Source organism: Paenalcaligenes sp. (genome assembly GCF_030152715.1).
Taxonomy (GTDB): Bacteria; Pseudomonadota; Gammaproteobacteria; order Burkholderiales; family Burkholderiaceae_B; genus Paenalcaligenes; species Paenalcaligenes hermetiae.
In genome coordinates this window covers 1-23,717 of sequence record NZ_JASLIX010000074.1, presented here as the reverse complement: position 1 = coordinate 23,717, position 23,717 = coordinate 1, and the positions used below count along the sequence as shown (strand labels likewise).

General features: G+C 44.3%; 23 protein-coding genes, 1 tRNA gene and 1 pseudogene. 8 read left to right on the top strand and 17 right to left on the bottom strand.

Annotation, left to right across the window (positions count from 1 at the left end):
• Window positions 1-166: 166 nt before the first annotated feature.
• The 8 genes from Q1V74_RS06195 to Q1V74_RS06160 form a co-directional block, all read right to left on the bottom strand.
• Window positions 167-1,054: a delta(1)-pyrroline-2-carboxylate reductase family protein gene (locus Q1V74_RS06195; protein ID WP_300647529.1), complete on the bottom strand. Its 888-nt coding sequence runs from the start codon at window positions 1,052-1,054 to the stop codon at window positions 167-169.
• Between the two features lie 25 nt (window positions 1,055-1,079).
• Window positions 1,080-1,673, bottom strand: coding sequence for an XRE family transcriptional regulator (locus Q1V74_RS06190; RefSeq protein ID WP_300647528.1), 594 nt, complete (start codon window positions 1,671-1,673; stop codon window positions 1,080-1,082).
• A gap of 26 nt (window positions 1,674-1,699) precedes the next feature.
• Window positions 1,700-2,437 (bottom strand): ABC transporter ATP-binding protein, encoded by a 738-nt coding sequence (locus tag Q1V74_RS06185; RefSeq protein WP_300647527.1) that lies wholly within the window; start codon window positions 2,435-2,437, stop codon window positions 1,700-1,702.
• Window positions 2,434-3,261, bottom strand: coding sequence for an ATP-binding cassette domain-containing protein (locus Q1V74_RS06180; protein ID WP_300647526.1), 828 nt, complete (start codon window positions 3,259-3,261; stop codon window positions 2,434-2,436). Before Q1V74_RS06180 ends, Q1V74_RS06185 begins: the two co-directional genes overlap by 4 nt.
• Window positions 3,258-4,769: a high-affinity branched-chain amino acid ABC transporter permease LivM gene (livM, locus tag Q1V74_RS06175; protein WP_300647525.1), complete on the bottom strand. Its 1,512-nt coding sequence runs from the start codon at window positions 4,767-4,769 to the stop codon at window positions 3,258-3,260. The genes Q1V74_RS06180 and livM overlap by 4 nt, the downstream gene beginning before the upstream one ends.
• 5 nt (window positions 4,770-4,774) lie before the next feature.
• Window positions 4,775-5,692, bottom strand: a complete 918-nt coding sequence (locus Q1V74_RS06170; RefSeq protein ID WP_300647523.1) for a branched-chain amino acid ABC transporter permease LivH — start codon at window positions 5,690-5,692, stop codon at window positions 4,775-4,777.
• A gap of 59 nt (window positions 5,693-5,751) precedes the next feature.
• The gene (locus tag Q1V74_RS06165; RefSeq protein ID WP_300647522.1) at window positions 5,752-6,873 is read right to left on the bottom strand and encodes a branched-chain amino acid ABC transporter substrate-binding protein; all 1,122 of its coding nucleotides are present in this window, start codon (window positions 6,871-6,873) and stop codon (window positions 5,752-5,754) included.
• A 79-nt stretch (window positions 6,874-6,952) separates the two neighbouring features.
• On the bottom strand, window positions 6,953-8,137 hold the full coding sequence (locus tag Q1V74_RS06160) for an FAD-binding oxidoreductase (protein ID WP_300647521.1): 1,185 nt from the start codon (window positions 8,135-8,137) through the stop codon (window positions 6,953-6,955).
• A 224-nt stretch (window positions 8,138-8,361) separates the two neighbouring features.
• Between Q1V74_RS06160 and Q1V74_RS06155 the strand changes: the two genes are divergently transcribed.
• The 3 genes from Q1V74_RS06155 to Q1V74_RS06145 all read left to right on the top strand — a co-directional run bounded on the left by Q1V74_RS06155 (window position 8,362) and on the right by Q1V74_RS06145 (window position 11,650).
• Window positions 8,362-9,858: an aldehyde dehydrogenase family protein gene (locus tag Q1V74_RS06155; RefSeq protein WP_300647520.1), complete on the top strand. Its 1,497-nt coding sequence runs from the start codon at window positions 8,362-8,364 to the stop codon at window positions 9,856-9,858.
• Window positions 9,859-9,997: 139 nt separating this feature from the next.
• A complete protein-coding gene (locus Q1V74_RS06150; protein ID WP_300647519.1) occupies window positions 9,998-10,717 on the top strand; it encodes a methyltransferase domain-containing protein in 720 nt (239 codons plus the stop codon).
• A 135-nt stretch (window positions 10,718-10,852) separates the two neighbouring features.
• Window positions 10,853-11,650, top strand: a complete 798-nt coding sequence (locus tag Q1V74_RS06145) for a siderophore-interacting protein (RefSeq protein WP_300647518.1) — start codon at window positions 10,853-10,855, stop codon at window positions 11,648-11,650.
• A gap of 68 nt (window positions 11,651-11,718) precedes the next feature.
• On the opposite strand, the gene cysW is transcribed toward Q1V74_RS06145, so the two are convergent.
• The 3 genes from cysW to cysP are packed head-to-tail and all read right to left on the bottom strand — an operon-like array spanning window position 11,719 to window position 14,395.
• Window positions 11,719-12,531, bottom strand: coding sequence for a sulfate ABC transporter permease subunit CysW (gene cysW, locus Q1V74_RS06140; protein WP_260648950.1), 813 nt, complete (start codon window positions 12,529-12,531; stop codon window positions 11,719-11,721).
• Between the two features lies 1 nt (window position 12,532).
• Window positions 12,533-13,381 carry a sulfate ABC transporter permease subunit CysT gene (gene cysT / locus Q1V74_RS06135; protein WP_260648949.1) on the bottom strand — a complete coding sequence of 283 codons (849 nt, stop codon included), beginning with the start codon at window positions 13,379-13,381 and terminating at the stop codon, window positions 12,533-12,535.
• Window positions 13,382-13,399: 18 nt separating this feature from the next.
• The gene (gene cysP, locus Q1V74_RS06130; RefSeq protein ID WP_300647517.1) at window positions 13,400-14,395 is read right to left on the bottom strand and encodes a thiosulfate ABC transporter substrate-binding protein CysP; all 996 of its coding nucleotides are present in this window, start codon (window positions 14,393-14,395) and stop codon (window positions 13,400-13,402) included.
• 183 nt (window positions 14,396-14,578) lie between these two features.
• On the opposite strand from cysP, the pseudogene Q1V74_RS06125 reads away from it, so the two are divergent.
• Window positions 14,579-15,289, top strand: a pseudogene (locus Q1V74_RS06125) (sulfate ABC transporter ATP-binding protein); the annotation flags it as partial.
• A 130-nt stretch (window positions 15,290-15,419) separates the two neighbouring features.
• The gene (locus Q1V74_RS06120; RefSeq protein ID WP_300647516.1) at window positions 15,420-16,406 is read left to right on the top strand and encodes a magnesium and cobalt transport protein CorA; all 987 of its coding nucleotides are present in this window, start codon (window positions 15,420-15,422) and stop codon (window positions 16,404-16,406) included.
• Window positions 16,407-16,452: 46 nt separating this feature from the next.
• Here Q1V74_RS06120 and Q1V74_RS06115 read toward each other — a convergent pair whose 3' ends face one another.
• Window positions 16,453-17,001 carry a DUF924 family protein gene (locus Q1V74_RS06115; RefSeq protein WP_300647515.1) on the bottom strand — a complete coding sequence of 183 codons (549 nt, stop codon included), beginning with the start codon at window positions 16,999-17,001 and terminating at the stop codon, window positions 16,453-16,455.
• A gap of 190 nt (window positions 17,002-17,191) precedes the next feature.
• Between Q1V74_RS06115 and Q1V74_RS06110 the strand changes: the two genes are divergently transcribed.
• Window positions 17,192-17,722, top strand: a complete 531-nt coding sequence (locus Q1V74_RS06110) for a hypothetical protein (protein ID WP_300647514.1) — start codon at window positions 17,192-17,194, stop codon at window positions 17,720-17,722.
• A 77-nt stretch (window positions 17,723-17,799) separates the two neighbouring features.
• Here the strand turns inward: Q1V74_RS06110 and Q1V74_RS06105 are convergent, their stop codons facing one another.
• Together Q1V74_RS06105 and Q1V74_RS06100 are read right to left on the bottom strand one after the other, a co-directional pair.
• On the bottom strand, window positions 17,800-19,443 hold the full coding sequence (locus Q1V74_RS06105; protein ID WP_300647513.1) for a Na+/H+ antiporter: 1,644 nt from the start codon (window positions 19,441-19,443) through the stop codon (window positions 17,800-17,802).
• Window positions 19,444-19,534: 91 nt separating this feature from the next.
• Window positions 19,535-19,610: transfer RNA gene (locus Q1V74_RS06100), tRNA-Thr, on the bottom strand.
• A gap of 70 nt (window positions 19,611-19,680) precedes the next feature.
• Here Q1V74_RS06100 and Q1V74_RS06095 point away from each other — a divergent pair.
• Entirely contained in the window at window positions 19,681-20,049 is a 369-nt protein-coding gene (locus Q1V74_RS06095; protein WP_300647512.1) for an MAPEG family protein, read from the top strand.
• A gap of 31 nt (window positions 20,050-20,080) precedes the next feature.
• Here Q1V74_RS06095 and Q1V74_RS06090 read toward each other — a convergent pair whose 3' ends face one another.
• Window positions 20,081-21,244, bottom strand: a complete 1,164-nt coding sequence (locus Q1V74_RS06090; RefSeq protein WP_300647511.1) for an AI-2E family transporter — start codon at window positions 21,242-21,244, stop codon at window positions 20,081-20,083.
• A 141-nt stretch (window positions 21,245-21,385) separates the two neighbouring features.
• On the opposite strand from Q1V74_RS06090, the gene Q1V74_RS06085 reads away from it, so the two are divergent.
• Entirely contained in the window at window positions 21,386-21,760 is a 375-nt protein-coding gene (locus tag Q1V74_RS06085; protein WP_300647510.1) for a glutathione S-transferase N-terminal domain-containing protein, read from the top strand.
• 48 nt (window positions 21,761-21,808) lie between these two features.
• Here the strand turns inward: Q1V74_RS06085 and Q1V74_RS06080 are convergent, their stop codons facing one another.
• Complete coding sequence (locus Q1V74_RS06080; RefSeq protein ID WP_300647509.1) at window positions 21,809-23,257, bottom strand: MFS transporter; 1,449 nt, start codon at window positions 23,255-23,257, stop codon at window positions 21,809-21,811.
• Window positions 23,258-23,354: 97 nt separating this feature from the next.
• Window positions 23,355-23,717, bottom strand: a 363-nt coding sequence (locus Q1V74_RS06075) for an SDR family oxidoreductase (RefSeq protein ID WP_300647508.1), incomplete at its 5' end; no start/stop codon positions are given.

Genomic DNA, 23,717 nt, shown 5'->3' with positions numbered 1-23,717 from the left:
CGAACAGGACAGTGAAACGCCTTAGCGCCGATGATAGTGGGCGTACGCCTGTGAAAGTAGGTCATCGTCAAGCTCTTATACCAAAAACCCCCATCGGTGATCCGATGGGGGTTTTTTTATGCCTGTGTGCTTTTAAACAAGTGGCGTGCCTTAACTCTGATTATATTTATGCATGGAGACGGGCGCATCGAACTGCTGCTAAGTCCCATGCAGCACAGCCCACTGATTTATAGAGAAGAGCAGTGTGATAATTTGGTTTTGGTTGAGATAGCGTATTCACCTTATCCCAATCAACTTTTGCTTGCAGTAAGTCACCAGCTTCTTTTTGTGCTCCTTCTTTATTATCTACAAAAATAGTACTTTGTAATACGGTGCTAGCTGTAATTTCGGCCATGCTTGGGGTATAAGCTCCTACAGCAATGAGGAGTCGATCTTTGCGAGCAGGCTCATTATAAACAGGCGTTGAGCTATTAGTAACAGTGATCACTACATCTGCATCGGAGCTGACTGTATGGGAGTACTGAATAATAGACGTATAGGCCGCAAGTTTTTTTTGTGCTGATTGTTGGTCTCTAACTATTACTTCGATTTGAGCGGAAGGATATAAACTGTGTAGGGCTTCTATATGGCCAGCTGCTTGTACGCCAGAACCAATGATACTTACTTTTTTGGGTTCATCCCAAAGTAATGCTATTCCCATCAGAGAGACAGCAGCAGTACGTCGCTGCGTAACGGTTACACCATCAAGAGCGAATAGAGGGACTCCTGTTTGGCCGTCATAGCCACAAACAAGCCCTTGAATAACACCTAATCCTTTTTGAGAGTTTTTAGGCATAATATTAACAAGTTTATGTACGCCTATATCGTCAGCTGTTGCTGGCATAGATAAGAGGGTGCTTCCATTTGGATAAGGAACAGATTGACGTTTTGGCGTAAGAATTTTACCTTCATTGTACTCTTGGCTAGCTACTAATAATTGTTGTAAGAGTGTGTGATAGGGTAAGGCCGATGCTGTTTGTTGAGCATCTAGAACGCGAAGGTTTTTATGACTCATGAAAAATAATCTCCTCTTGATTTTTTTATTTTAGATGGTCTGGACGAGTACTAATCCAAAGAACAGTGGCTTGTTCTGGACCATGGTTAATAACACGATGCTTCATTCGGCTATCGATATAAAAACAATCGCCGGGTTCTAATACCGTTGGCTGATAAAATTCGGTGTGTAACTCTATGGTTCCACTTAATACATAAACAAACTCTTCCCCTGCATGAGAGCTCCACCCTTCATTAACTTCAACGTCATGTGCTTTGATTTTGCTAATAAATGGCATGATTCGCTTATTAGCAAGTTGAGAGCAAAGGACCAGATGATCATATAAAGGGGTTTCATGTTTTTCCCCATTTCCTTTGCGCTCTATAGTGCGTCTGCCAGCGCCCATATGCTCTTGAGCTGGAGCAAAGAGTTCAGCTACATCTAATTGAAATCCATGAGCTAGGCGTAAAAGGACATCATATGTAGGGGAGCTAAGGCCATTTTCTATTTTAGAGAGGGTTGAGATAGCTACTCCACTATTTTTGCTCATCTGTTCCAAGGTCCAACCTCGTTGGAGACGTAAGGAGCGAATTCTTTCAGCTAGAGCAGAAGCTCTGGATTCAATAGAGGTGAGAGTCACTGAAATTAACCTTAAATAATTAAAACTTATGGATTAAGAGGGCGTTGTGTCTTTCCTCCTAGATAAGCGTTACGCACTTCGGGATTATCTAAAAGTTCTGCTCCACTACCACTGAGAGTAATACGGCCATTGACCATAACATAGGCACGATGAGCCAGAGACAACGCATGAAAAGCATTTTGCTCTACTAAAAAGATGGTTTTGCCAAGGCTAGTAATGTCCTTAAGTATTTCGAATATTTGCTTAACGACTAATGGGGCTAGGCCAAGGCTAGGTTCATCTAGCAGTATTGTACGTGGTCTTGCCATTAGAGCACGAGCCATTGCTAGCATTTGCTGCTCACCTCCTGAGAGAGTCCCAGCTCTTTGGTTACGACGCTCTTTTAGACGAGGAAATAATGAAAAAACATCTTCTTTATCTTTATCAGCATGTTCTGGGCCAATAGGAGTAGTTCCAATTAAAATGTTTTCTTCAACAGTCATAGCAGGAAAAATACGTCGTCCCTCAGGCACTTGAGCTATACCTTGTTGGGCTATTTTATGAGGTTCAAGCTGGTTTAAACAGACACCTTCATAAAAAATATTTCCCTGTGTGATTTTTGGTTCTCCAAAAATACTCATAAGTAAAGTACTTTTACCAGCACCATTTGCTCCAATTAATGTAACGATTTCACCTGTATGAATTTCTAAACTAATATCATGTAGAACCTGGATGGAGCCATAGCCACTACAAATATTTTGAATTGATAGTAAAGGTTGTTTCATGTAGTAGCCTCCGTACCTAAGTAGGCTGCAATTACCTGAGGATTTTTTTGTACATCCTGAGGTGAGCCATCTGCAATAACTACACCGTGGTCTAATACAATAATATGGTCAGAGATCTCCATGACTAAGCCCATATCATGCTCAATAAGCAGTACAGTGACACAATGTTGATCTCTCAAAAGATAAATTAACTCAGATAGTTGCTCTGTTTCAGCAGGGTTTAGTCCTGCAGCAGGCTCGTCAAGACAGATAAGTTTAGGGTGTGTACACATGGCACGAGCAATTTCGAGCTGACGTTGATAGCCATATGGAAGTTCTCCAGCAAGTCGATTAGCATGGCTCTCCATTCGTAATGTTTTTAGCCACTCCATTGCATATTCAATACCTTCTTCTTCTTTCTTTTCAAAATGTTGATGTGCGAGCATGCCGCGGAAAAGGTTTTTATCTAGGCGCAGGTGCTGAGCAATAAGCAAGTTTTCGAGTACAGTCATGTCTTGAAAAAGACGGATGTTTTGGAAGGTGCGGGCAATGCCTGCACGAGCAACCTGGTGAGCTCCGCCAGTAAAAGGGCGGTTTAATAATTCTGAAATGGCAATGGGTTTATTGTTTTTGTCGAGAAATAAAAAAATATTGCCCGATGTAGCTGGGTAAAAACCGGTAATGCAGTTAAATACTGTAGTCTTTCCAGCTCCATTGGGACCAATAAGTGCAGTGATAGAGTGTCGTTTCACATCGAAGCTAATGTTGTTATTAGCGATAATTCCACCAAAACGTTGAGTAAGCCCCTGAACGCTCAATAAAGTAGAAGGATCTGTAGCTATCATTGTGAGGCTCCTTTAAAGGCTGGGCGTCGCCCACGAATTAGGCCGTGTGGACGCCAGATCATCATAAGAATCATGAGTAATCCAAAAACCAAAACACGGTAGTTTGCGAAATCTCGCAGTAGCTCAGGGAGTAAGGTTAAAACCAGGGCAGCGATGATGACTCCCAGCATAGATCCCATTCCGCCTAAGACCACAATGGATAAAATCAGTACAGATTCAAAAAAATTGAAAGAGGTTGGATTAATAAAACCTTGATAGGTAGCAAAAAACACTCCTGCCACCCCTCCTGCTACAGCGCCCATCATAAAAGCGGATAGTTTCACGTTGACATGATTAATGCCAAGGGATCGACAAGCAATCTCATCCTCGCGCAAGGCCTCCCAAGAACGGCCTAAAGGCATATAGCGTAGACGATTAAAAAATCGTAGTGATAGGGCGACTACAGCAAAAAGAGTTAAGTAAATCAGAAGGGATCGATGGTCGTTGCTATACGGAATATGGAAGAAGTCATGAAAAGTTTGTCCGCCAGAGGATGCCCGTCGTGAAAACTCCAATCCGAATAAGGTTGGACTTGGCGCTGCTATACCGTTAGGACCACCAGTTATATCTACCCAGCTTGTTAAAACGAGTCGAATAATTTCACCAAAACCAAGAGTGACTATCGCGAGATAATCACCGTGCATACGTAATACAGGAAAGGCTAAAATAGCCCCACTAATGGCAGCAAGAATAGGAGCAAAAAGCAGAGCGGTCCAAAAGCCTATATCAAAATATTGATATCCTAAAGCAAGAAAATAAGCCCCTACTGCATAAAAAGCGACATACCCTAAGTCTAATAGTCCTGCCATACCTACTACAATATTCAGACCTAAGCCTAAAAGCACATAAATAAGTGCTAGTGTCAGATTATCTAACCAAACTTTTGGGAGTAGTTGATAATAGTTTAGTAGGATAGGGAGGATAAAGCCCATGATAAAGAAGATGGGAACGAGGCCTTTCCAGTGATGGGGGTGATGCTTGGATTTAGGAAGACTAATTCCATAGGCAAAGAGTACAAATAACAACATTAGTGTTAATGCTGAGGATGCGCCTATGGGAAGAACGCCTTTTAGACCCAGGAGCATCAGAGCTGACCCAGCAACTATCCATCCACCAATAAGTAAGAGTGTTTTTTTTCGGGATGGTGCTGTGTAGGTTTCTACCCGAACAGCGTGCTGGGTTGAGCGTTTGAACAAAGATAAAAAGAGCTTTCCTCGTTTGGTTTGTGCTAAAAGAGCGACGATAAAACGACCAATAAATACGAGTAAGGCTAAAGCCATACCATTTAGAATAATTGGTTGGCGCCATGGAAGAAATATAAAGTCATATTGCTTAAGGACTAAATTAGTGATGGGGCCAAGCAGAATAAGCGTCACTATTCCGGCAATACATGCATCTTTAAAAGCGTGCATCCAAGAAAGGTGGGAGGTGGTATGAACAACAGGCTGGGATTGGGTAAGTGTAGTCATAGTTTTTATACCTTTTCTACAGCAGGACGACCGAGTAAGCCACTAGGTTTAAACATGAGTACTAGAACAAGAATGCTAAAGGCGAAAACATCTTTATAATCACTGCTTACAACGCCTGAAAAAATAGACTCTAAAACCCCTAAAAGTAATCCTCCTAACATAGCTCCAGGTAAAGATCCTATACCCCCTAACACTGCAGCACTAAAGGCTTTGATACCAATAATAAAACCAATATAAAAGTCAAAAGATCCATAGTTAAGTGTTACGAGCACACCTGCAACAGCTGCTAGAGACGAGCCAATTATAAAAACTAGTGAGATAATACGCCCAGTATTAATGCCTAAAATAGTCGCCATTTTTCTGTCTTGTTGTGTGGCGCGGGATTGACGCCCTAGACTGGTATGGTGAATTAACCAGGTTAAAAATAGCATGGCTAAGACACTGATAAGAATAATCAGTAAGCTCATGTATTTAATTTGTATAAATTGATTTTGATTGCCAAAACGTAAGCCCCCGCTAATTAAGGTGGGAACACCTTGAACATTGGGGCCCTGGGCCAGTTGTACATAGTTTTGTAGTACAAGTGATACCCCTATAGCTGTGATAAGAGGGGCGAGGCGAGTGGTACCACGTAAAGGGCGATAAACGGTGCGCTCAATACTCCATCCATAGAGCCCAGTGATCGCCATGGTAATGAGTAATGTTGTAATCAAGGCAAAGGGAATAGATTGCACACCAAAGAAGGTTAATACTGCTAGCGTAATGGCGCTAATATATGCACTAACCATATAGATATCACCATGGGCAAAGTTAATCATGCCAATGATTCCGTACACCATCGTGTACCCTACTGCAATAAGCCCGTAAATAGAACCCAGAGTTAGGCCGTTAACAACTTGTTGTCCAAGAATATAGCTATCCATGGGATACTCTCCAAAAAGTAGGAAGGAGGGCGCCTTGTGTGATATGGCGCCATGGTTACTTATGGTAGTTCTTGGTAATTTCCTTTTTCATCCCATTGATACATGACATAGTCAGGTTCTTTTAGGTCTCCTTTCTCATCCCACTCTTTAGGTCCAAGTACTGTTTCTACACGATTTTGTTGAAGCCATTTCGCTAACTCTGTACCACTTGTACTGTTTGTGCCAGCTAAAGCCGCAGAAATAGCCTGAATACCAGCATAAGCGTATAAGGTAAAGCCATCGGACTTTAGACCTTGTGACTCTAGCTCAGCGATAACTTGTTGGCTGCTTTCCATATTACGTGGGTCACGAGGAAATCCCATATAAACGCCTTGTGCATATTGGGCACCTCCTGCAGCAGTCACAAAGGCAGGGTCTACAATGCCATCATCTGAGACATATGGGATAGAGAGGCCTTGCTCGCGGATTTGTCTAACTAATGTTCCTGCCTCTGCATATAAACCGCCAAAAAACACAGCATCAACATTTGAAGCTCGAATTTTAGTAACTAAAGCGTTGTAGTCACGCTCTCCACGGGTTACTCCATCAAACAGTACAGTTTCTGTACCATGATTTTTAGTAACATCTCGAGTAGCTTCAGCGAGGCCACGACCGTAGGTATCTTTGTCGTGAATAACTGCAATGCGCTTTGCTCCTAGTGTTTCTGAAATAAATTGACCAATAATTGTTGCCTGCTGGTCATCTCTACCGCAAATACGAGTCATGGTTTCTAGGCCTCTTTCTGTAATATCGGGGTGAGTGGAGCCGGTGGCCATTGAAAGAATATCGGCATCTTCGTAAATCTCAGAGGCAGGAAAGGTACTGGATGAGCAAAAGTGACCAAGTACAGCTGATACTTTATCTTCGTCAACTAAGCGGTTAGCTACGGCAACGGCTTGTTTTGGCTCGCACGCGTCATCCGCTTTAACGAGGATCAACTCTTTACCGTTAATACCTCCTGCTAAATTAATCGCTTTAGCTGCAGCGGAGGCACCTATCCACAGCTGATCTCCGAAGGCGGCATTGGGACCAGTAAAGGGACCGGCTACGCCAATTTTTATGCTTTCTTTAGCCTGAACGGAAAAAGGAAGAAGGCAACATAGGGCAATCTTAAATAAATGTTGGTGAAGGGATGGTTTCATGGTTTGTCTCCTGAGTATAAATAAGGCTTTTAAGAGTTAGTTATTATTAAGGTTTAGTCTCTAATGAGCTTGAAAGCAGTTAAACAACATTGTTCTCAATGATAGGTTGATGGTTTAGTACACGTGACCAGCCCAAACGACTCAAATCAAGACTTTGATATTTTCCGTAAATAATTAATTCACTTAAAGCGCGACCTACGGCTGGGGCTTGTTGCATTCCGTGCCCACTAAATCCGTTAGCAAAGTAAAAATTAGAAACAGCGGGATGTGTGCCAATAATGACATTTTGGTCAAGTTGATTCATGTCATAGTGCCCAGCCCAGCTACGAACTAGACGTAAGGCTTCAAACGCCGGTACACGCTCCGCTAAAAGCGGCCAGAGTATCTCCTCAAATAAATGATGTTGCACATTAAAATCTAGACACGTTGGATCTTGATCTGAGGGAGGAGAGATTCCTGCTATATAACCATCTCCTTCAGGCCGGAAATAAGCTCCACTAGGATCGATCACCATTGGACAGTTTTCTAGTTTTTCTGGGCATTGAAAATAAAAAATGCTGCGTTTTTTCGATTCAACAGGAAGATGAATGCCGACTTGTTTAGCTAGCGCAGCTGCACTAGTACCGGCAGCATTGATGAGCGCATCACAAGAGTATTGGGCTCCACTTCTCAAGGTAACGCTAGTGACATAGGCACCTTTTTTTTCTATGGATATGACCTCGTCTTGTATATATTTGGCTCCTAGGGTGACTGCTTTGCGGCGCATGCCTTGCATCATGCCGTAAGCATCTAACCAGCCCTCACCACGTATACCAAGCGATCCAGCTTCTAGGTCAGAGGTATACATCCAGGGGTAGCGTTGGCTGATATCAGAAGGGGAAAGTAAAACGATTTGTGCGCCAAGTTGATTTTGAAGAGCATGGTTTTTTTCTAAAATGGCTTTGCCTTCAGTCGTACTTGCTAAAAATAAATACCCACCTTCGTGAAAAGCAGGGTCAGGACAATCTCCATTTACCTCCATGTTTTTTTGAAAGTCTCGTAAAAACTGTGTTCCAAAGAGAGACATTTCAATATTTTCTGGGGTTGTGAATTGATGACGAATTGAGGCTGCTGAGAGAGTGGTGGCGCAGTATTGGTAACTGAGGTCTTTTTCGATGACCAAAACCTGTCCAGAGAAGTCTGGATTAGATTGAAGAAAGTAAGCCGCTGCACTTCCTACGGCCGCTCCACCAATAATAATGACTGGATAATGCGATGTTGACATAAACAACAGTTCCCTAATTGAAGTGGAAGAGATCGCTTTTTTACATGAAAGAGCTTCCATGTTTCCTACATTATTTTCATTATTGGAAATAAAATCGCTAGGTGTTTTCCCTTTAGGGTATGATTTTTCTAAAAAGGTAATGATATTCTAAAAGCGAAAATCATTTCATTTGCGGTGTAAACAGACAGCAAGTAAGTTGTTGACCATGACATAAAGGAGTCATTATGCAATTAGAAAAGTTGCTTGCCCGTTTAGGGGTAGAGGGGAACCATGTCCAGAGTGGAGATTTAGTGGTTACATCACCGATTAATGGAGAACAGATTGCGGTGGTAACACAATCTACGGTAGAGGAGGCGGAGCAAGCGATTGAAAAAGCCTATAGCGCTTTTCAAGAGTGGCGATTAGTGCCGGCTCCACGACGTGGAGAATTAATACGATTACTTGGAGAGGAATTACGAAAAGAAAAAGAAGCTCTGGGTAAGTTGGTCTCTATTGAGACAGGAAAAATAGAAGCGGAAGGGCAAGGTGAAGTCCAAGAAATGATTGATATTTGTGACTTTGCTGTTGGACTATCACGACAGTTATACGGTTTAACCATTGCTTCTGAACGTCCTGGGCATCGCATGATGGAAACATGGCATCCTCTTGGTGTGGTTGGGGTCATTACAGCATTTAACTTTCCCGTTGCTGTTTGGTCATGGAATACAACCTTAGCATTGGTATGTGGTGATCCTGTGGTTTGGAAACCTTCAGAAAAAGCCCCTTTAACTGCTTTAGCATGCCAAGCTTTATTTAACCGAGCATTAGAGCGGTTTGGAGAGGCCCCAGCTGGTTTGTCACAGGTCCTGATTGGACAGAGAGAGATTGGAGAAGTGTTAGTTAATCACCCTCGTGTGGCATTAGTTTCAGCTACGGGATCTACACGTATGGGGCAACAGGTTGGGCCACAAGTCGCTGCTCGTTTTGGCCGGTTTTTATTGGAGTTAGGGGGTAATAATGCAATTATTGTGTCAGAAAGCGCAGATTTAGAGTTAGCTGTACGAGGTATTCTATTTGGGGCAGTTGGCACAGCGGGTCAACGATGCACAAGTACGCGTCGTTTAATTGTTCACGAGAATGTTGCGGATGAGCTTATAGAAAATCTTAAAAAAGCTTATGCCTCGGCCACTGTAGGAAATCCTTTAGAAGAGGGGACATTAGTAGGACCTCTTATTGATAAGGCGGCTTTTGATGCTATGCAGCAGTCTTTAGCGCAGGCAAGAGAGCAAGGGGGGGTAGTGCATGGAGGCGAGCGTTTATTTGCAGATCGTTATCCAGAGGCTTGGTATGTACAGCCAGCTTTAGTGGAGATGAGGAAGCAGACAGAGGTAGTATGCCATGAAACTTTCGCACCGATTCTATATGTAATGCGTTATAGAAATTTAGAAGAGGCGATAGCAATGCAGAATGCAGTTCCGCAGGGACTATCGTCTGCTATTTTTACGAATAACTTACGTGAAGCTGAGCTTTTCTTATCTGCAGCAGGGTCTGATTGTGGAATTGCTAATGTAAATATTGGTACATCGGGTGCAGAGATTGGCGGTGCTTTTGGAGGTGAAAAAGAAACCGGTGGTGGTCGTGAGTCAGGGTCAGATGCGTGGAAGGTTTATATGCGTCGTGCAACCAATACGATTAATTACTCAACAGAGTTACCTTTAGCACAAGGTATCCAGTTTGGGTAATGGGTGTAGGTAAAAAGCGGTGTACTCACCGCTTTTTTGTATATTTTGTCTTAAAGAGAATAAGTGCTATATTGAATTTATCAATTAATTAAAGCAGATAAATAAATTTTATTTATTGTAGCTCTTTTTCTCTTTATTTATGTCCAAACCTTATCAAACGACTTTACGCACTATAGAAATTCCAGGTCTGGAGCCATTAGAGCTCTACACATTACTGGATCGTCAACAATACTATGATCCCAAAGGAGCAGCAGAGCGTCTGGGGATTTGTTCTGCTGCGTGGCCGTTGTTTGGTATGCTTTGGCCGTCCGGTTATCAACTCGCATTGAAAGTGGCTAAATACGACTTTGCAGCAGAGCAAAGGGTGTTAGAAATAGGATGCGGTCTGGCTTTAGCAAGTTTAACGGCCCATCAGTTAGGGGTAAATATCACGGCAAGTGATAGGCATCCCTTAGCAAAAAGATTTTTATACAAGAACTTAGAAAAAAATCAGTTACCATTAATGTCTTATCGGTACGGTCAATGGGGACAAACTGGACCCGTTTCGGTTTTTGATGCGGGGGCACCCATGTTAAGTGGGCAGTATGATGTAATCATAGGCAGCGATCTTTTATATGATCCGAGTAGCCCACAGCAGGTAGCTGAGTTTATCCATCAGTTTGCTGCTCCTAAGGCAGATGTTTGGGTTATGGATCCAAATCGGGGTTATCGAAACCGATTTAGCCGCGCGATGGCGGATTATGGGTTTATCTTAGCGCATGATAAAAAAATCCAACGTCCATTCCAATATGATCGAGCGGCTGAGCCACAGCCCTACTCAGGGCGATTTTTAGTGTATAAGCGACAATTGGTGAATTAATCATTAACCTGCTACGGCAGGTTTTTTTATTGTTGCATAAAAAGCAATTATCATTTGATAATGAGAATGATTGTTATTTACTTTGGTGGCTGCTAAAGTAGTTAGGTAATGAACCACCAGAGAGTGAATATGACAATGATGCAATCTAAATTAGCCGTACAACGTGTACGTCATCCTATTGTTGTACGTACGATTACCGTAAAAGCCAAAGAGCAGTTAGCACAAAATTACGTTCGGTTTTATTTTACCAGTCCAGAATTAGCCGGTTTTGTTTCCTCTTCGTTTGATGATCATATCAAGCTGTTTTTCCCACTTTCAGGTAAGGCAGTACAAAAGCCCCAAATGACAGAGCAAGGGCTGAAATTTCCGGATCCGGCCAATAAGCCAGTGGCGCGAGACTATACACCACGGGCTTTTGATGCAGAGCGTTTGGTGTTAGAAGTGGATTTTGTCTTGCACGAGGATGGACCAGCAGGATCATGGGCGCTACAGGCCGAGGTAGGGGATCAGTTAGTGATGGCGGGCCCTCGTGGCTCTATGGTTATACCCGAAGAGTATGACTGGCATTTGTTGATTGGGGATGAGACGGCTTTGCCTGCTATGACACGTCGTATAGCGGAGTTACCTGCTTCAAAAACGGTATTGGCTGTGTTAGAAACGGACGATCCACAGTTACAGCACCAGCTACCGGTGCGTGATGGACTGAGGACGTATTATGTACAGCGTCAGGCAAATCAACCACTGCAGCTGGCGCAGAAAGTGCAACAATTGGTCTTACCTGAGGGCCTAGGTTTTGCGTGGGCTGCTGCAGAATCAGCAGTAGCTAAAGCGGTACGAGCAGAATTAGTGGAAAAAGGTTTAGAAAATACGCAGATACGAGCGTCGAGTTATTGGCGTCAAGGTGATGCAGGCGTGCACGAAACCTTATCATAAATAGTTATTTAGTTTTCTTTTGAGCTGTGTAAAAGCCCTAGTACTTATCAGTACTAGGGCTTTTTTGCTTAGAAAGCGGCTTTAGTGTTTTTTTCTAAAAAAGCTTTAAGTGCAATGGTGATGATAGCCATACTTGCTAAGAGCAGGGCTGCGCTAAATGCCCCTACTACTTTATGATCATCGTTTAACTGTTCAACTAATAGAGCTAGGGTTAAAGTTTGTCCTCGAATGGCTCCTGATACGACGGAGACGGCACCAAATTCGCCAATGGCGCGAGCGTTACTCAGAATTACTCCATAGAGTAGGCCCCATTTGATTTTGGGTAGCGTGATGTGATAGAAAATTTGCCATCCAGAAGCGCCTAGGGTAAGGGCTGCTTGCTCTTGATCGGAGCCTTGCTCTTGCATTAAAGGGATCAATAAGCGTGCCACAAAAGGGCTGGTGACAAAAATGGTCACCATCACGAGACCTGGCCACGCAAACATCAGCTGAATGTCATAGTGAGAAAGCCACTGCCCAAAATGGCTTTCTGCGCCATAAACCACCAAGTAACACAACCCTGCAACGACAGGCGAAGTGGCATAAGGGATATCGATCAAAGTAATAAGTAATTGACGTCCTTTGAAGCGATAGTGTGTAACGCACCAAGCTAAAAACACACCAAATATGACATTTAAAGGCACCGTAATGACGGCAACAAGCAAGGTTAACCGAATAGCGTGTTGCATATCTGAGTCACGCATAGCGTGCCAGAATCCAGAAAAGCCTTGACTAAACGCTTGGCTAAAAATAAGAAGTAGGGGTAAAACCAATAAAATAAAAACAATGCCTAGTGATACGAGAATTAGGCTAGTTTGGGTAGCAGATAGGCGATTTTTCATTTTAGTGCTTTTTAGCAAAAAGGTGGTTCTGGATGCGTTGCAGCCCAAAAAGCAAAACAAGCGAGGTGGCTAAAACGACAGAAGCAATAGCAGCGGCTGAGGCGTAATCATATTCAGCTAGGCGTACAAAAATCATCAAAGAGGCCACTTCAGTGTGATAGGGGCTATTGCCCGCGATAAATATCACGGCACCAAATTCCCCCAGACAGCGGATAAAGGCTTGCGAGGCACCGGTCACTAGTCCTGGTATAAGCAGGGGAAGTACTACATAATAAAAGCGCTGCCAAGGAAGCGCACCCAAGGTATCAGCGGCTTCTTCGAGAGAATGGTCGACATTTTGAATGAGAGGCTGCACCGAACGTACGATAAAAGGCAGGCTGGTAAAGGTCATGGCAAGCACAATACCGTACCAAGAAAAAGCAACTTTAATACCTAAAGCAGCAAAATATTGACCAAGCCAGCCATTGGGAGCAAAGAGTGTCGCTAAAGTCAGACCCGCAACGGCGGTAGGCAGAGCAAAAGGCAAATCAATCAAGCCATCTACCAAACGTCGTCCTGGAAAATCATAACGACTTAATACCCAAGCTAATAAAAGCCCAATCGTGCTGACTAAGAGGGTAGAAAAAAAAGCAGCACTGAGAGTGGTTTTATAACTCGCTACCACACGTGGATGCGAAATCGCGGCCCAATATTGAGCGAGACTCATGTCACTGACATAAATAAAAAGTGCGGAAAGCGGTAATAAAATAACCAGACTTATATATAAAACACTAATACCTAGGCTTAAACCAAATCCTGGTAAAACCGCTTTTTGCTCGATAAAGTGCCAGTTAAGTGTACGACTTGACATGAGTGCTGCTCAGAGTGGTTATTTTGCTAAAAGTTGATCTAGAATTCCGCCTGCTGCGAAATGCGTTTTTTGTATGGTATCCCAGTCCCCTAACACGTCTGTAGGACTGATTAAGCGCACTTCGGGCAGTTGGCTACTGACTTTTTCATCATGGACCCGATAGTTGTAACGGCTGAGCAACTCTTGTGCGGGTGTTGCGTATAAATAGTTTAAGTACGCTTTGGCTAGCTCTGTACTCTTTTGTTTTTCGGTTACTTTTTCTACTACGGCGACAGGGAACTCGGCTAAGACACTAACGGGAGGTACAACAATTTCAAAGCCTTGGTCTTTAAACTCATCACCGTTAGCGATATTGATGACTTCGGATTCAAAGGTAAGCAGAGCATCGCCTTGGTTGTTGGTAGCAAACGCAACGGTTGCCCCTCGGCCACCTGTAGGAAAGCTTTCTACATTAGCTAGGAGCTTTTGTACAAAGTCTTTGGTTTTGGTGTCATCCCCTTGAAATTGTTCATTGGCATAAAGCCACGCGCCCAAGTAGCTATAACGCGCATTGCCAGAGGTTTTTGGATTAGGAAACACCACTTTGACATCTTCTCGCACTAAGTCTTCCCAGCTTTGGATATTTTTTGGGTTGCCCTTACGTACAAGAAAAGCAATGGTGCTGTAGTAAGGCGAGGCATTATTAGGAAACTGCTCTTGCCAGTTTTTATTGACAAAGCCACGGTTGGCGAGGACATCAATGTCGGTGACCTGATTAAACGTGACCACATCGGCTTTTAAGCCCTGCATGATGGCTTGCGCTTGGCGCGAAGTACCAGCATGAGACTGCTCTACCGTAATTTTTTGGCCATGTTCTTGTTGCCAGTGTTTTTCAAATAGGGGGTTGTATTCAGCAAAAAGCTCACGCGCAATATCGTAGGAGGCGTTCAATAGTCGATCGGCTTCGGCGGCGTGGGCGGGAAGCGACCCAATAACACCAGCTAAAGCGAAATGCAGAGCTACTTTTTTCAGCATGGAAATCACCTAATCAAAAATCGAAGAATAAGCTTATTGTGCGTGAAGGTTTTATATGCGTAAACGAATAAAAACTTGTTTGCTTATTCTTTTTTCATCTATTTGCTTATAACAAAAACATCTGATTGGAAATTTTTATATTTCCTAAAATGAGAAAAGTTAGCGATTATAAGTAGGTAAATTATGTCCATCCGTGTGCAACATATCTCTCGCCGTTTTGGCGATTATCAGGCCTTAGACCGTATTTCTTTAGAAATGCATTCTGGGGAGCTGGTAGCGTTATTAGGCCCGTCGGGCTGTGGGAAAACAACGCTTTTGCGTATTATTGCAGGCTTAGAGTCAGCGGATACCGGGCATGTTTATTTAGATGGGGAAGACAGTACGCATGTGCCTGTACGAGAGCGTGGTATTGGATTTGTCTTTCAAAACTATGCTTTATTTCCATCTATGACAGTAAACGATAACATCTCTTTTGGTTTGCGCATGTTGCCTAAAGCAAAACGTCCGCATAAAGCACAGATTCAAAAAACGGTTGATGATTTACTGGCGTTGGTACAGTTACAAGGACTGGGTGATCGTTATCCTGCTCAGTTATCGGGGGGGCAACGGCAACGGGTAGCGCTTGCACGCGCGTTGGCAATTAAGCCGCGTGTGTTATTGCTTGATGAGCCATTTGGCGCGCTCGATGCAAAGGTGCGCAAAGAGTTACGGCAGTGGTTACGTGCGTTACACCACGAATTAAAAATCACAAGTGTATTTGTGACGCATGACCAAGAAGAGGCCGCGGAAGTCGCTGATCGCATTGTTGTGATGAATAAAGGCAACGTAGAGCAAATGGATACGCCAGCCCAGTTGTTTGCGCAGCCAGCCACGCCTTTTGTGCGTGAGTTTTTAGCGGTATAGCTTTAAGATTAACTTTTGGTTGTACGAGTAATCGGCAGCTTGTATAACTGTCAATGAGCTTGAGAGAAGAAGAGTAAGTGTTACATTAATGCTTATTTACCTTAGCAAATGAGTAAACTTTATGTCTCAGCCATTGATATCAAAGCGTCAGCGTATCCGTTACTATGTGCCAACCCAAGCTCCTATAAATGTAGCTGATGTTGACGACTTGCTCTTGTCTAAAGATCATAAAGGACTAGTTTGGATCAGCTTGGTGGATCCCAGTGCCCAAGAAATCGCCAAAGTTGTCAAGAAATGGGTGGGGGTAGAGCGTGTGGTCGAGGAGATGCAAACGCTACATCGTCGCCCTAAAGTCATCGAGTATGAAGGGGCCAGTTTAATTGTGGCCGTGACTTTTTCTATGGATCAAGGCGTCGTGCGCTTTGGAGAGAGCCAGCTGTTATTTGGACAGGGCTTTTTAATTACCATATGGCGTAATACACAATTAACCGATGAAACGGTACAGCAACATTTAGAAGCCAGCCCACAGCTTATTGCGCGGGGCGCTGATTATATTGCTGCAGAAATATTGGACACGATTACGGACGACTATACAGAAGCCTTATTAGGTTTTGAGAAAAAAGTAGAAAAAGCGGAGACGCATTTTTTTGTAGGGCGTTCACAGAAAAAAGATATTGAGCAGGTGTACCAGTTACGCCGTACGTTATTACGTATTCAGAGTAGTATTAGTCCTTTATCAGAACTGTCACGTCGATTTGCCCGCCAAAATACGCCTTATATTGGAGAGGATAGCCGCGCCTATTTTGCTGAAGTGGCTGATCGTATTGCTCGCCAAGCTGAGCTGATTGGGGCTTTACGCGAAACATTGGCTTTTGCTTTTGAGGGTGGCATGATGATTATTCAGCTACAGCAAAACGATATTACGCGTAAGCTGGCGGCGTGGGCGGCGATGATCGCGATACCTACTGCCGTAGCGGGGATTTATGGCATGAACTTTGAACACATGCCGGAACTTAGCTGGCGTTTTGGTTATCCAGCAGCACTGGGTACGATGGCCGGTATTTGTGGTGTTTTATATTATCGTTTTAAACGCATGAAATGGTTATAAAGCGGGTTGTTACGTTGCTAAACCCCGCTTTATGTTGGTGAAACGATTAAAAAGAGGAATTAGGCTCAAGTAAAAACTGTTTCTCTTCTGGTGTAGAGGGGCGGTTCAAAATCGCATTGCGATGTGGGTAGCGCCCAAAACGATCAATAATTTTTTTATGTAGCTGCTCATAATGTAGGGTATTTTCATCGGTGTGCATACGAAAAAGCGGTTCAGCTTGGGCATGAATAGCACGGGATTCCGAATGCATAAAAGGCATCAACATGAACTTTTTTTGATCGATGTTTAGTGTAGCAAAAGCTGGTTGGCGAATGGCTTCTTGTGCTAATGCTAAAGCCATGGGGTCTTGGCTAAAAGCTTGGGGAGTATCTCGCCAAATATTACGAGAAAACTGATCCAAAACAATGATTTCAGCCAGACGCCCATATAAAGAGTAACGCCAATGGGCGCATTCTCCTTGAGCAGCGGCTTGGGTTGTAGCTAAAAACCGTGTGCGGATCATTTGGTCAAAATGGGCATCTTTGGTAAACCATTGGGTGGGAGTGGCCACATGGAACCAAAAATGAAGGACAGCATTGGCAGTGTGAAGGGTCATAATCAGAACTCGAATAAAAAAAGCGTATTGCGAAATGTAATGGGTTTTACTAATTATTGCTCGTGCTGCAAAAAGGGCTAGGGTCGTAGTAACTCTTTGCATTTAAGAAAGAGGCTAGACCAGCTCCTGCGTTACAGTCAAAACATAGGCTTAAAGTATTAAGCTGTTTTTTCTGTTCAGTAAGGAGAGCATGATGAGTACGAATATGTTGTCAGGTGAGCAATCCAATACCAAGCTGGTCGCTATTTTTAAGTCCAAGCAAGGTGCTGAACAATGTGCCGAGCAACTACAACAGCGAGGTTTTGATAGCAATCAGTTAGCGATTATTGCGCCCCATGAAAAACACTATAGCCGAAAACTTGAGCCCGAGGAGCAAGGGGTTGAGCGTACAGCGATACGGTCCCATATGGTTTTAGGTGCAGCAGGCTTTGTTTTGGCTTGGTTGATTTGGGGTGGGTTATATTTGGCTGGCGTGGAGCTCATTGTGTCATCGCCCATAAAAAGCCTGATTCCTATTTTGTTTTTTTGTACAGCAGGTGGTCTGATGCTAGGGGGATTTGTCACGATGCGTGTCGATCATCAAGCCGTGATTCAAGAGGTCGATGAAGCAGTGGACGAAGGTTATTGGTCATTAGTGATGCACTCTCGAGATCATCAACAAACCAAACGCATCGAGGCATTTTTAAAAGATCAGCAAATTGAGTTTAATCGCACCTTGTAATGGGGCTAGGCAAAGCGAGCCCGTGTCGATTGAGGGCTCACTTTGCGAATTTTCCCCCGTAAAAGAAAAAATAGCGGCTAAGGGGTGAAACGTATTTCATCAAAATCCAATTGTTTCACCATGTCGCGAGCGACATCATCGGATATTTTTTGATCGCGGGCTAAGCGATAAATGGTTTGACGTGCTGTGTCGATAGCCATAAGACGAATTTGTTTTTCACTAAGGTATTTTTGATAGCTTTCTGAATTGGTATCAGGGGCGGGATCTAAGCTATTACTAAACTCGACCAGCACGCGCTCTAATACTGCTGTATAAAAGTTGGGTTCAATTTGTGGGTAGGCTTTTTGTAAGCTTGGTAGCAGACCAGATAAATGTTTAGTGATGGCATCTTGGGCCATCTGTAAAGCGAGTGTTTGTTGCTTATGCAAAGGCCTAGCGATGGCTTGAGGAGCCAGATTTTGTTTTTTGAGTAACCAGGGCAATAAGATGCTGGCGGTAATTAAAGAAATAATAATGACAGTAGCCGCTAAGAAAATAGCAAGGTCCCGAGCAGGAAACGCTTCTTGGTTTGGTAGCAGGAGTGGCAGGGTTAACACCCCGGCTAAAGTCACAGCACCGCGAACCCCACCTAAAGATAGAATAAGAATATCCCGCAGGGTGGCTTGTTGTGACTGATTTTTGGGTGTTTTTTTAAGCCAGCGCAATACATGAATAGAGAAAAATACCCAGCCAAAACGTAAGGCAGCCAAGGATAAACAGATCACACTGGCATAAATAATTAACCACCATGGATTATGATGACCGGTTTGCTGTACGACTTGAACGGCGCCTTTAAAAATATTGGGAAGCTGCTCTCCTAGTAAAACAAACATCATGCCATTGAGAGTAAACTGAACCGTGTCCCAAATGGTAGCGCGCCGCATGCGCGTCAGTGGTGAAACCTGCCCTGAAAGCTCGAGATAGCTCATGGTTAACCCAGCAGCTACGGCGGCTAAAATGCCCGATGCGCCAATATGTTCAGCCGCTACATAAGCAGCAAAAGGCATAAGAATATTTAACAGGATTTCTGCCCCAATGTCTTCGCCATATTTTTTGGTGAATTGACCACGGAAAAAAGACAAGAGCCACGTAATAATAATACCAGTACAAAAGCCAGCAAAAGCGACCCAAACAAAAGATATGACGGCCTCTGAAAGGGAAAAATGGCCAGTCATCATGACTAGAATTGCCATCCTAAAGGCGACTAGACCGCTTGCATCATTAAATAAGGCCTCGCCCTCTAGAATGGATAAAATTCGCTCAGGTACTGCCAGCTTGCGTGCGATCCCCGCTACTGCAATCGGGTCGGTAGGAGAAACAATCGCTGCTAAAGCAAAGGCTACGGGTAAAGGCATAGCTGGGATTAGCCAGTGGATGATAAAGCCTAGCCCAAATACGGTGATAATGACTAAACCAAAGGCTAAATGAAAAATGCTAGCTCGTTCTCTTTTTAACGCTTCTTTGGAAATACGCCAGCCATCTAAAAATAATAGCGGGGGTAAAAAAAGTAAAAAGAAAACATCGGGGTGTAGCTCCATGCCCTCTTGGAAAACCCCAGCAATAACAATCCCAAGTAAGATTTGGATAAGAGGCAATGGAATGCCCCACGGGATAACCCGAACGATGACACCACTGATGACAATAGCGATAAGCATCGCAAAAATCACACCAATACTTTCCATTTTTTTCCTTAGCGATGGTCTTTGTTTTATTATAAGGAAAAGGGTGTGACAGCGGCGAATAAAAAAGCCACCGATAACGGTGGGCAGTAAGTGGTGCCGACAAGAGGAGTCGAACCTCCGACCTTCGCATTACGAATGCGCTGCTCTACCAACTGAGCTATGTCGGCAACACGATATAGTATAAACCTGTCATAAAATACTGTAAACCATTAGTAGGATTTTTTTCAAGGAGCGGGTATGTCTATTGCTGGCTGGATAGTGTTGGCAGCCTTGTTGCCCTTTGTGGCAGCGGTTAGCGCTAAGGCGGGAGGGGAGAAATTTGATAACCAGATGCCGCGTGAGTGGTTAGCTAAGCAAGTTGGCTGGCGAGCGCGAGCAAATGCGGCACAGGCCAATACGTTTGAGGCACTCCCTTTATTTTATGTGGCGATATTGTATGCACATTTTAGTGGAGCACAAGCAGGGCAGATTCATTATTTAGCGGGGCTTTGGTTGGTATTGCGCTTGCTTTATATTGGGGCTTATATATTAAATATTGGCTTATTGCGCAGCGGGCTATGGGCAGCCGCGCTGTTGGTAAATATTTGGTTGCTATTTCAAGCATAAAAAACGCCGCCTTATTTAGGCGGCGTATGGATTAAGCAGGGGGCTGTGAGGGTGGGGGAGCTTGAATGGTTACCGTCGCTTGTTCAATGCTTTCGATTGGGCCAGCGTGGATTTCAATATGCTCAGCCTCATTTAGGTCATCTTGGCGTTGAATGGCAGAGGGGAATAGGTCCCAGCAAGCCATAAACATCGCTGCAATCAGTGGGCCAATCACAAAACCGTTTAAACCAAATAATGATAAGCCCCCAAGGGTTGAGATTAAGATCACGTAATCAGGGATTTTTGTATCTTTGCCCACTAATAGGGGGCGTAGAACATTATCGGCTAAGCCGATCACTAGTAAACCAAATGCCGTTAGAATCGCGCCTTTTACCACTAAGCCGGTACTAAAGAAGTAAATAGCCACAGGTACCCAAATCAGCGAGGCGCCGACTGCGGGGAGCAAAGAAAGAATCCCCATGAGCACCCCCCAAAATAAGGCACCCTCTACATCCAGAATCCAGAAAATAATTCCCCCTAAGGCACCTTGGGTGGCGGCAACGGCAATATTGCCTTTTACGGTTGCGCGCACCACCGTAGTGAATTTTCGGAAAAGGTGCGTTTTTTGGTCTTCGCTTAAAGGGATCAGGCGACTACAGTGACGGGCCAGCTCAGGACCATCTTTTAGTAAGAAAAAGAGCAGGTACAGCATGACCCCAAGGCTAACAATAAATTGAAAGGTGTTCGAGCCAATGTTGACGGCCTGCTTGGTTAAAAACTGTCCCGCATTCATGGCAAAATCAGAGAATTTTTCTGCCACATCGTTTAGGTTAGCAATCCCTACGCGGTGCAAGCCGTCTGTGACAAAAGGTGGTAACGAGTTGATGATTTGCTCTAAGTACTGTCCTGCGTTGATATCACCGCTATCCATCCGTTTATAGAGGGAGAGGATTTCCTGAATGATCGCTCCGGTAAGGAGCATAACGGGAATAATCACAATCAGCAGAATAAAAACGAGATTGATGAGAGCAGAGATAGTTTTACGCCCTTTGGTTTTTAAAAGCAGTTTGCGCTGGACTGGGGCAAAAATAATCGCCAGGATTACCCCCCAAAAAATAGCACCGTAAAAGGGCAGGAGCACCCAAATAAAGGCCAGCGATACAACGCCTAATAAAACGAGGAAGCTGTGAAAATAGAGGCGGCTTCGAGTAGACATAATTGCCCTTTGTGATAAGCAGAACAAGAAGCATCATTATATCGACAAGCGTGAACAGAAAAGTCAGCCGTTTGCGATAATCATGCGCTAAAGCGTAAAATAATGTTATCTGTTGATAATTCACTCATTATTGAGCATTTTATGATTTTAAAAGTCGTTCGGAATGGTTTAGGGTCGTTAATAGCGGGTGTTGATACATTAACGCGCCCCCCTAAAAAACAACGGGATCCCCAAGTGCAGGCTCAGGTGGATGCCGCGGCAGCAACCATGGCGCTTTATCAGTTCCATGCCTGCCCGTTTTGTATCAAGGTGCGTCGAGCCATGCATAAGCTTAATGTACCAGTCCCACTTAAAGATGCCCAAAAAGACCCAGTCATTGAACAGGAATTAATACAAAAAGGGGGGAAACGCCAAGTACCCTGTTTGCGTATTCAAGAAAGTGATGGCAGTGAGCGCTGGCTCTATGAGTCCAATGCGATCATTCAGTACCTAGAAACACGGTTTGGTGATCAATAACGGTGATCGGTGGTGAAAACCCTCTTGCTACCAAGCAAGAGGGTTTTGTTATTGTTGACGTTGACGTTGCTGTAAGTCTTTAAATGCCATCCAGAGAGCGAGGCTCATAATGAACAGAATAGCGATAAAACCGATGGTTACAGCAGTAGTCCACGAGGTATAGGGTTGGATACCAAAGACAAGGGCGGTAATGACGGCGATACCGACCGAGGTACCAATACGTTGGCCTGTTTGCATGATGGCACCTGAGCTACCGGCATAATTCAACGGTACTTCGGCAAGAGTTAATGCCTGATTAGGACTAATGGAAGAGCCTTGTCCTAGACCAAATAAGCCAAGACTACCCAACAACCACCAAATACTGATGCCTGCATATTGGTGTAATAAAATGACGACTACGCTTAATGCTAAGCCGAACATAGCCATACAAAGCCCACCAATCACTACCTTTCTGCCATATTGACTAATGCGTTTGCCTGCCCAATGAGAAGCCGTAGCAGATAATAAGGCTGACGGGATACCGATAAAACCGGCCTCAAAAGCACTGAGCCCAATGGCTTGTTGAACGTAGATTGGAATCAGTACCCATACGCTTGTCATGCCTAAAAAATATAAGGCCATGATCAGGCTACCATTGCGGTAGCTGGGGATGGAAAAGATAGCAAGGTCAACCATGGGGCTATAGCCTTTTTTGGTATACCAAGCTTCCCATTGGACCCAAAGGTAAAAGAGTAATAAGCCAAGTGGAATAAGTAGCCAAATATACGGGGAAATTTGGGATTCGACAAAAGGGAAAAGGACACTTAGCACACCAGCACCGAGTAACAGAGCGCCGATAGGATCGAGTGAGCTAAAACCATGGGGTTTTTTGAGCTCAGCAAAACTAATAAGGGGGCGAGGGAACCAGCGCCACGCTAAATAGAGAGTCAGCAAGCCCACAGGTACATTGATTAAAAAGGTGAAGCGCCAGCCCAGTTCTGGACCACCCAGTTTAATTAACAACCCCCCTAATACAGGACCAATGGCGACGGAAACCCCTACCGTTGTCCCAAATAAGCCAAAGGCACGGCCGCGTTCCGGGCCTTTAAAATACTGCTGGATCATGCCTACCCCCTGAGGGTTTAAGAAACCCGAGCCAACCCCTTGGGCAAAACGCGCTAGGTTTAATGAGTGGGCATCAGGAGCGAAACCTGCTGCTATAGAGGAGAGGGTAAAAATCCCCACCCCTAGCATAAAAAAACCACCACGCCCCATGAGGTCTCCGGCGCGACCAGCGCTCACCAAGACCACACCAAAAGTAAGTGCATACCCAGACAGAATCCATTGCAAATCCGAGTGACTCGCATTTAGACCAATTTGCATCGCAGGTAGAGCCACATTGACCACACTGACGCTCATGAGCGACATAAAAATCGCTCCGAGGATCACCAGTAATATGCGCCAGCGAATGGTATTAAAACTAGGAGTAGAGGGGGAAGAGGTGGAACGGTTTTTCATAGGCGATGGGGTAAAGAGAAGTCAGTGAGCTTATACGATACACCATCAGCAAAAAAATGGCTGCGCCCCCTAGATAAGGGGGCGAGAAAAGACAAGCTTAGAGAATGGCTTCGGGCGACTCAGGAAGGATCTGACCACCGTCAACAATAATCGTTTGTCCGGTAATAAAGCTGGCTTCTTTAGAGGCGAGGAAACAGACCGCATAGCCAATATCTTCGGGTTTACCTAGGGTGCCCACAGGCACGGCGCGGGTCATTTGATCCAGATAAGATTGCCCTTGGTTGGCTAAGCCCTCGGTTAAAATGTTGCCAGGCATAACGGCGTTGATAGTAATGCCGTCTTTGGCGTACTCCAAGGCAGCACTACGCATAAAGCCAAGCTGGCCGGCTTTGCTGGCGCCGTAGTGACTCCAGTTTGGATAGCCAGTAATGGCACCTGTAATGGAGGAGGTGATGACTAC

Bases quoted from the DNA above. Each gene is read 5' to 3' on its own strand.
- cysP (WP_300647517.1), bottom strand. From the start codon at position 14,395: ATGCTGAAAAAAGTAGCTCTGCATTTCGCTTTAGCTGGTGTTATTGGG.
- Q1V74_RS06195 (WP_300647529.1), bottom strand. From the start codon at position 1,054: ATGAGTCATAAAAACCTTCGCGTTCTAGATGCTCAACAAACAGCATCG.
- Q1V74_RS06145 (WP_300647518.1), top strand. From the start codon at position 10,853: ATGATGCAATCTAAATTAGCCGTACAACGTGTACGTCATCCTATTGTT.
- Q1V74_RS06120 (WP_300647516.1), top strand. From the start codon at position 15,420: ATGTCTCAGCCATTGATATCAAAGCGTCAGCGTATCCGTTACTATGTG.
- Q1V74_RS06155 (WP_300647520.1), top strand. From the start codon at position 8,362: ATGCAATTAGAAAAGTTGCTTGCCCGTTTAGGGGTAGAGGGGAACCAT.
- Q1V74_RS06080 (WP_300647509.1), bottom strand. From the start codon at position 23,257: ATGAAAAACCGTTCCACCTCTTCCCCCTCTACTCCTAGTTTTAATACC.
- cysT (WP_260648949.1), bottom strand. From the start codon at position 13,381: ATGTCAAGTCGTACACTTAACTGGCACTTTATCGAGCAAAAAGCGGTT.
- Q1V74_RS06185 (WP_300647527.1), bottom strand. From the start codon at position 2,437: ATGAAACAACCTTTACTATCAATTCAAAATATTTGTAGTGGCTATGGC.
- Q1V74_RS06095 (WP_300647512.1), top strand. From the start codon at position 19,681: ATGTCTATTGCTGGCTGGATAGTGTTGGCAGCCTTGTTGCCCTTTGTG.
- livM (WP_300647525.1), bottom strand. From the start codon at position 4,769: ATGACTACACTTACCCAATCCCAGCCTGTTGTTCATACCACCTCCCAC.
- Q1V74_RS06115 (WP_300647515.1), bottom strand. From the start codon at position 17,001: ATGACCCTTCACACTGCCAATGCTGTCCTTCATTTTTGGTTCCATGTG.
- Q1V74_RS06110 (WP_300647514.1), top strand. From the start codon at position 17,192: ATGATGAGTACGAATATGTTGTCAGGTGAGCAATCCAATACCAAGCTG.
- Q1V74_RS06085 (WP_300647510.1), top strand. From the start codon at position 21,386: ATGATTTTAAAAGTCGTTCGGAATGGTTTAGGGTCGTTAATAGCGGGT.
- Q1V74_RS06150 (WP_300647519.1), top strand. From the start codon at position 9,998: ATGTCCAAACCTTATCAAACGACTTTACGCACTATAGAAATTCCAGGT.
- Q1V74_RS06160 (WP_300647521.1), bottom strand. From the start codon at position 8,137: ATGTCAACATCGCATTATCCAGTCATTATTATTGGTGGAGCGGCCGTA.
- Q1V74_RS06105 (WP_300647513.1), bottom strand. From the start codon at position 19,443: ATGGAAAGTATTGGTGTGATTTTTGCGATGCTTATCGCTATTGTCATC.
- Q1V74_RS06180 (WP_300647526.1), bottom strand. From the start codon at position 3,261: ATGATAGCTACAGATCCTTCTACTTTATTGAGCGTTCAGGGGCTTACT.
- cysW (WP_260648950.1), bottom strand. From the start codon at position 12,531: ATGAAAAATCGCCTATCTGCTACCCAAACTAGCCTAATTCTCGTATCA.
- Q1V74_RS06165 (WP_300647522.1), bottom strand. From the start codon at position 6,873: ATGAAACCATCCCTTCACCAACATTTATTTAAGATTGCCCTATGTTGC.
- Q1V74_RS06170 (WP_300647523.1), bottom strand. From the start codon at position 5,692: ATGGATAGCTATATTCTTGGACAACAAGTTGTTAACGGCCTAACTCTG.
- Q1V74_RS06090 (WP_300647511.1), bottom strand. From the start codon at position 21,244: ATGTCTACTCGAAGCCGCCTCTATTTTCACAGCTTCCTCGTTTTATTA.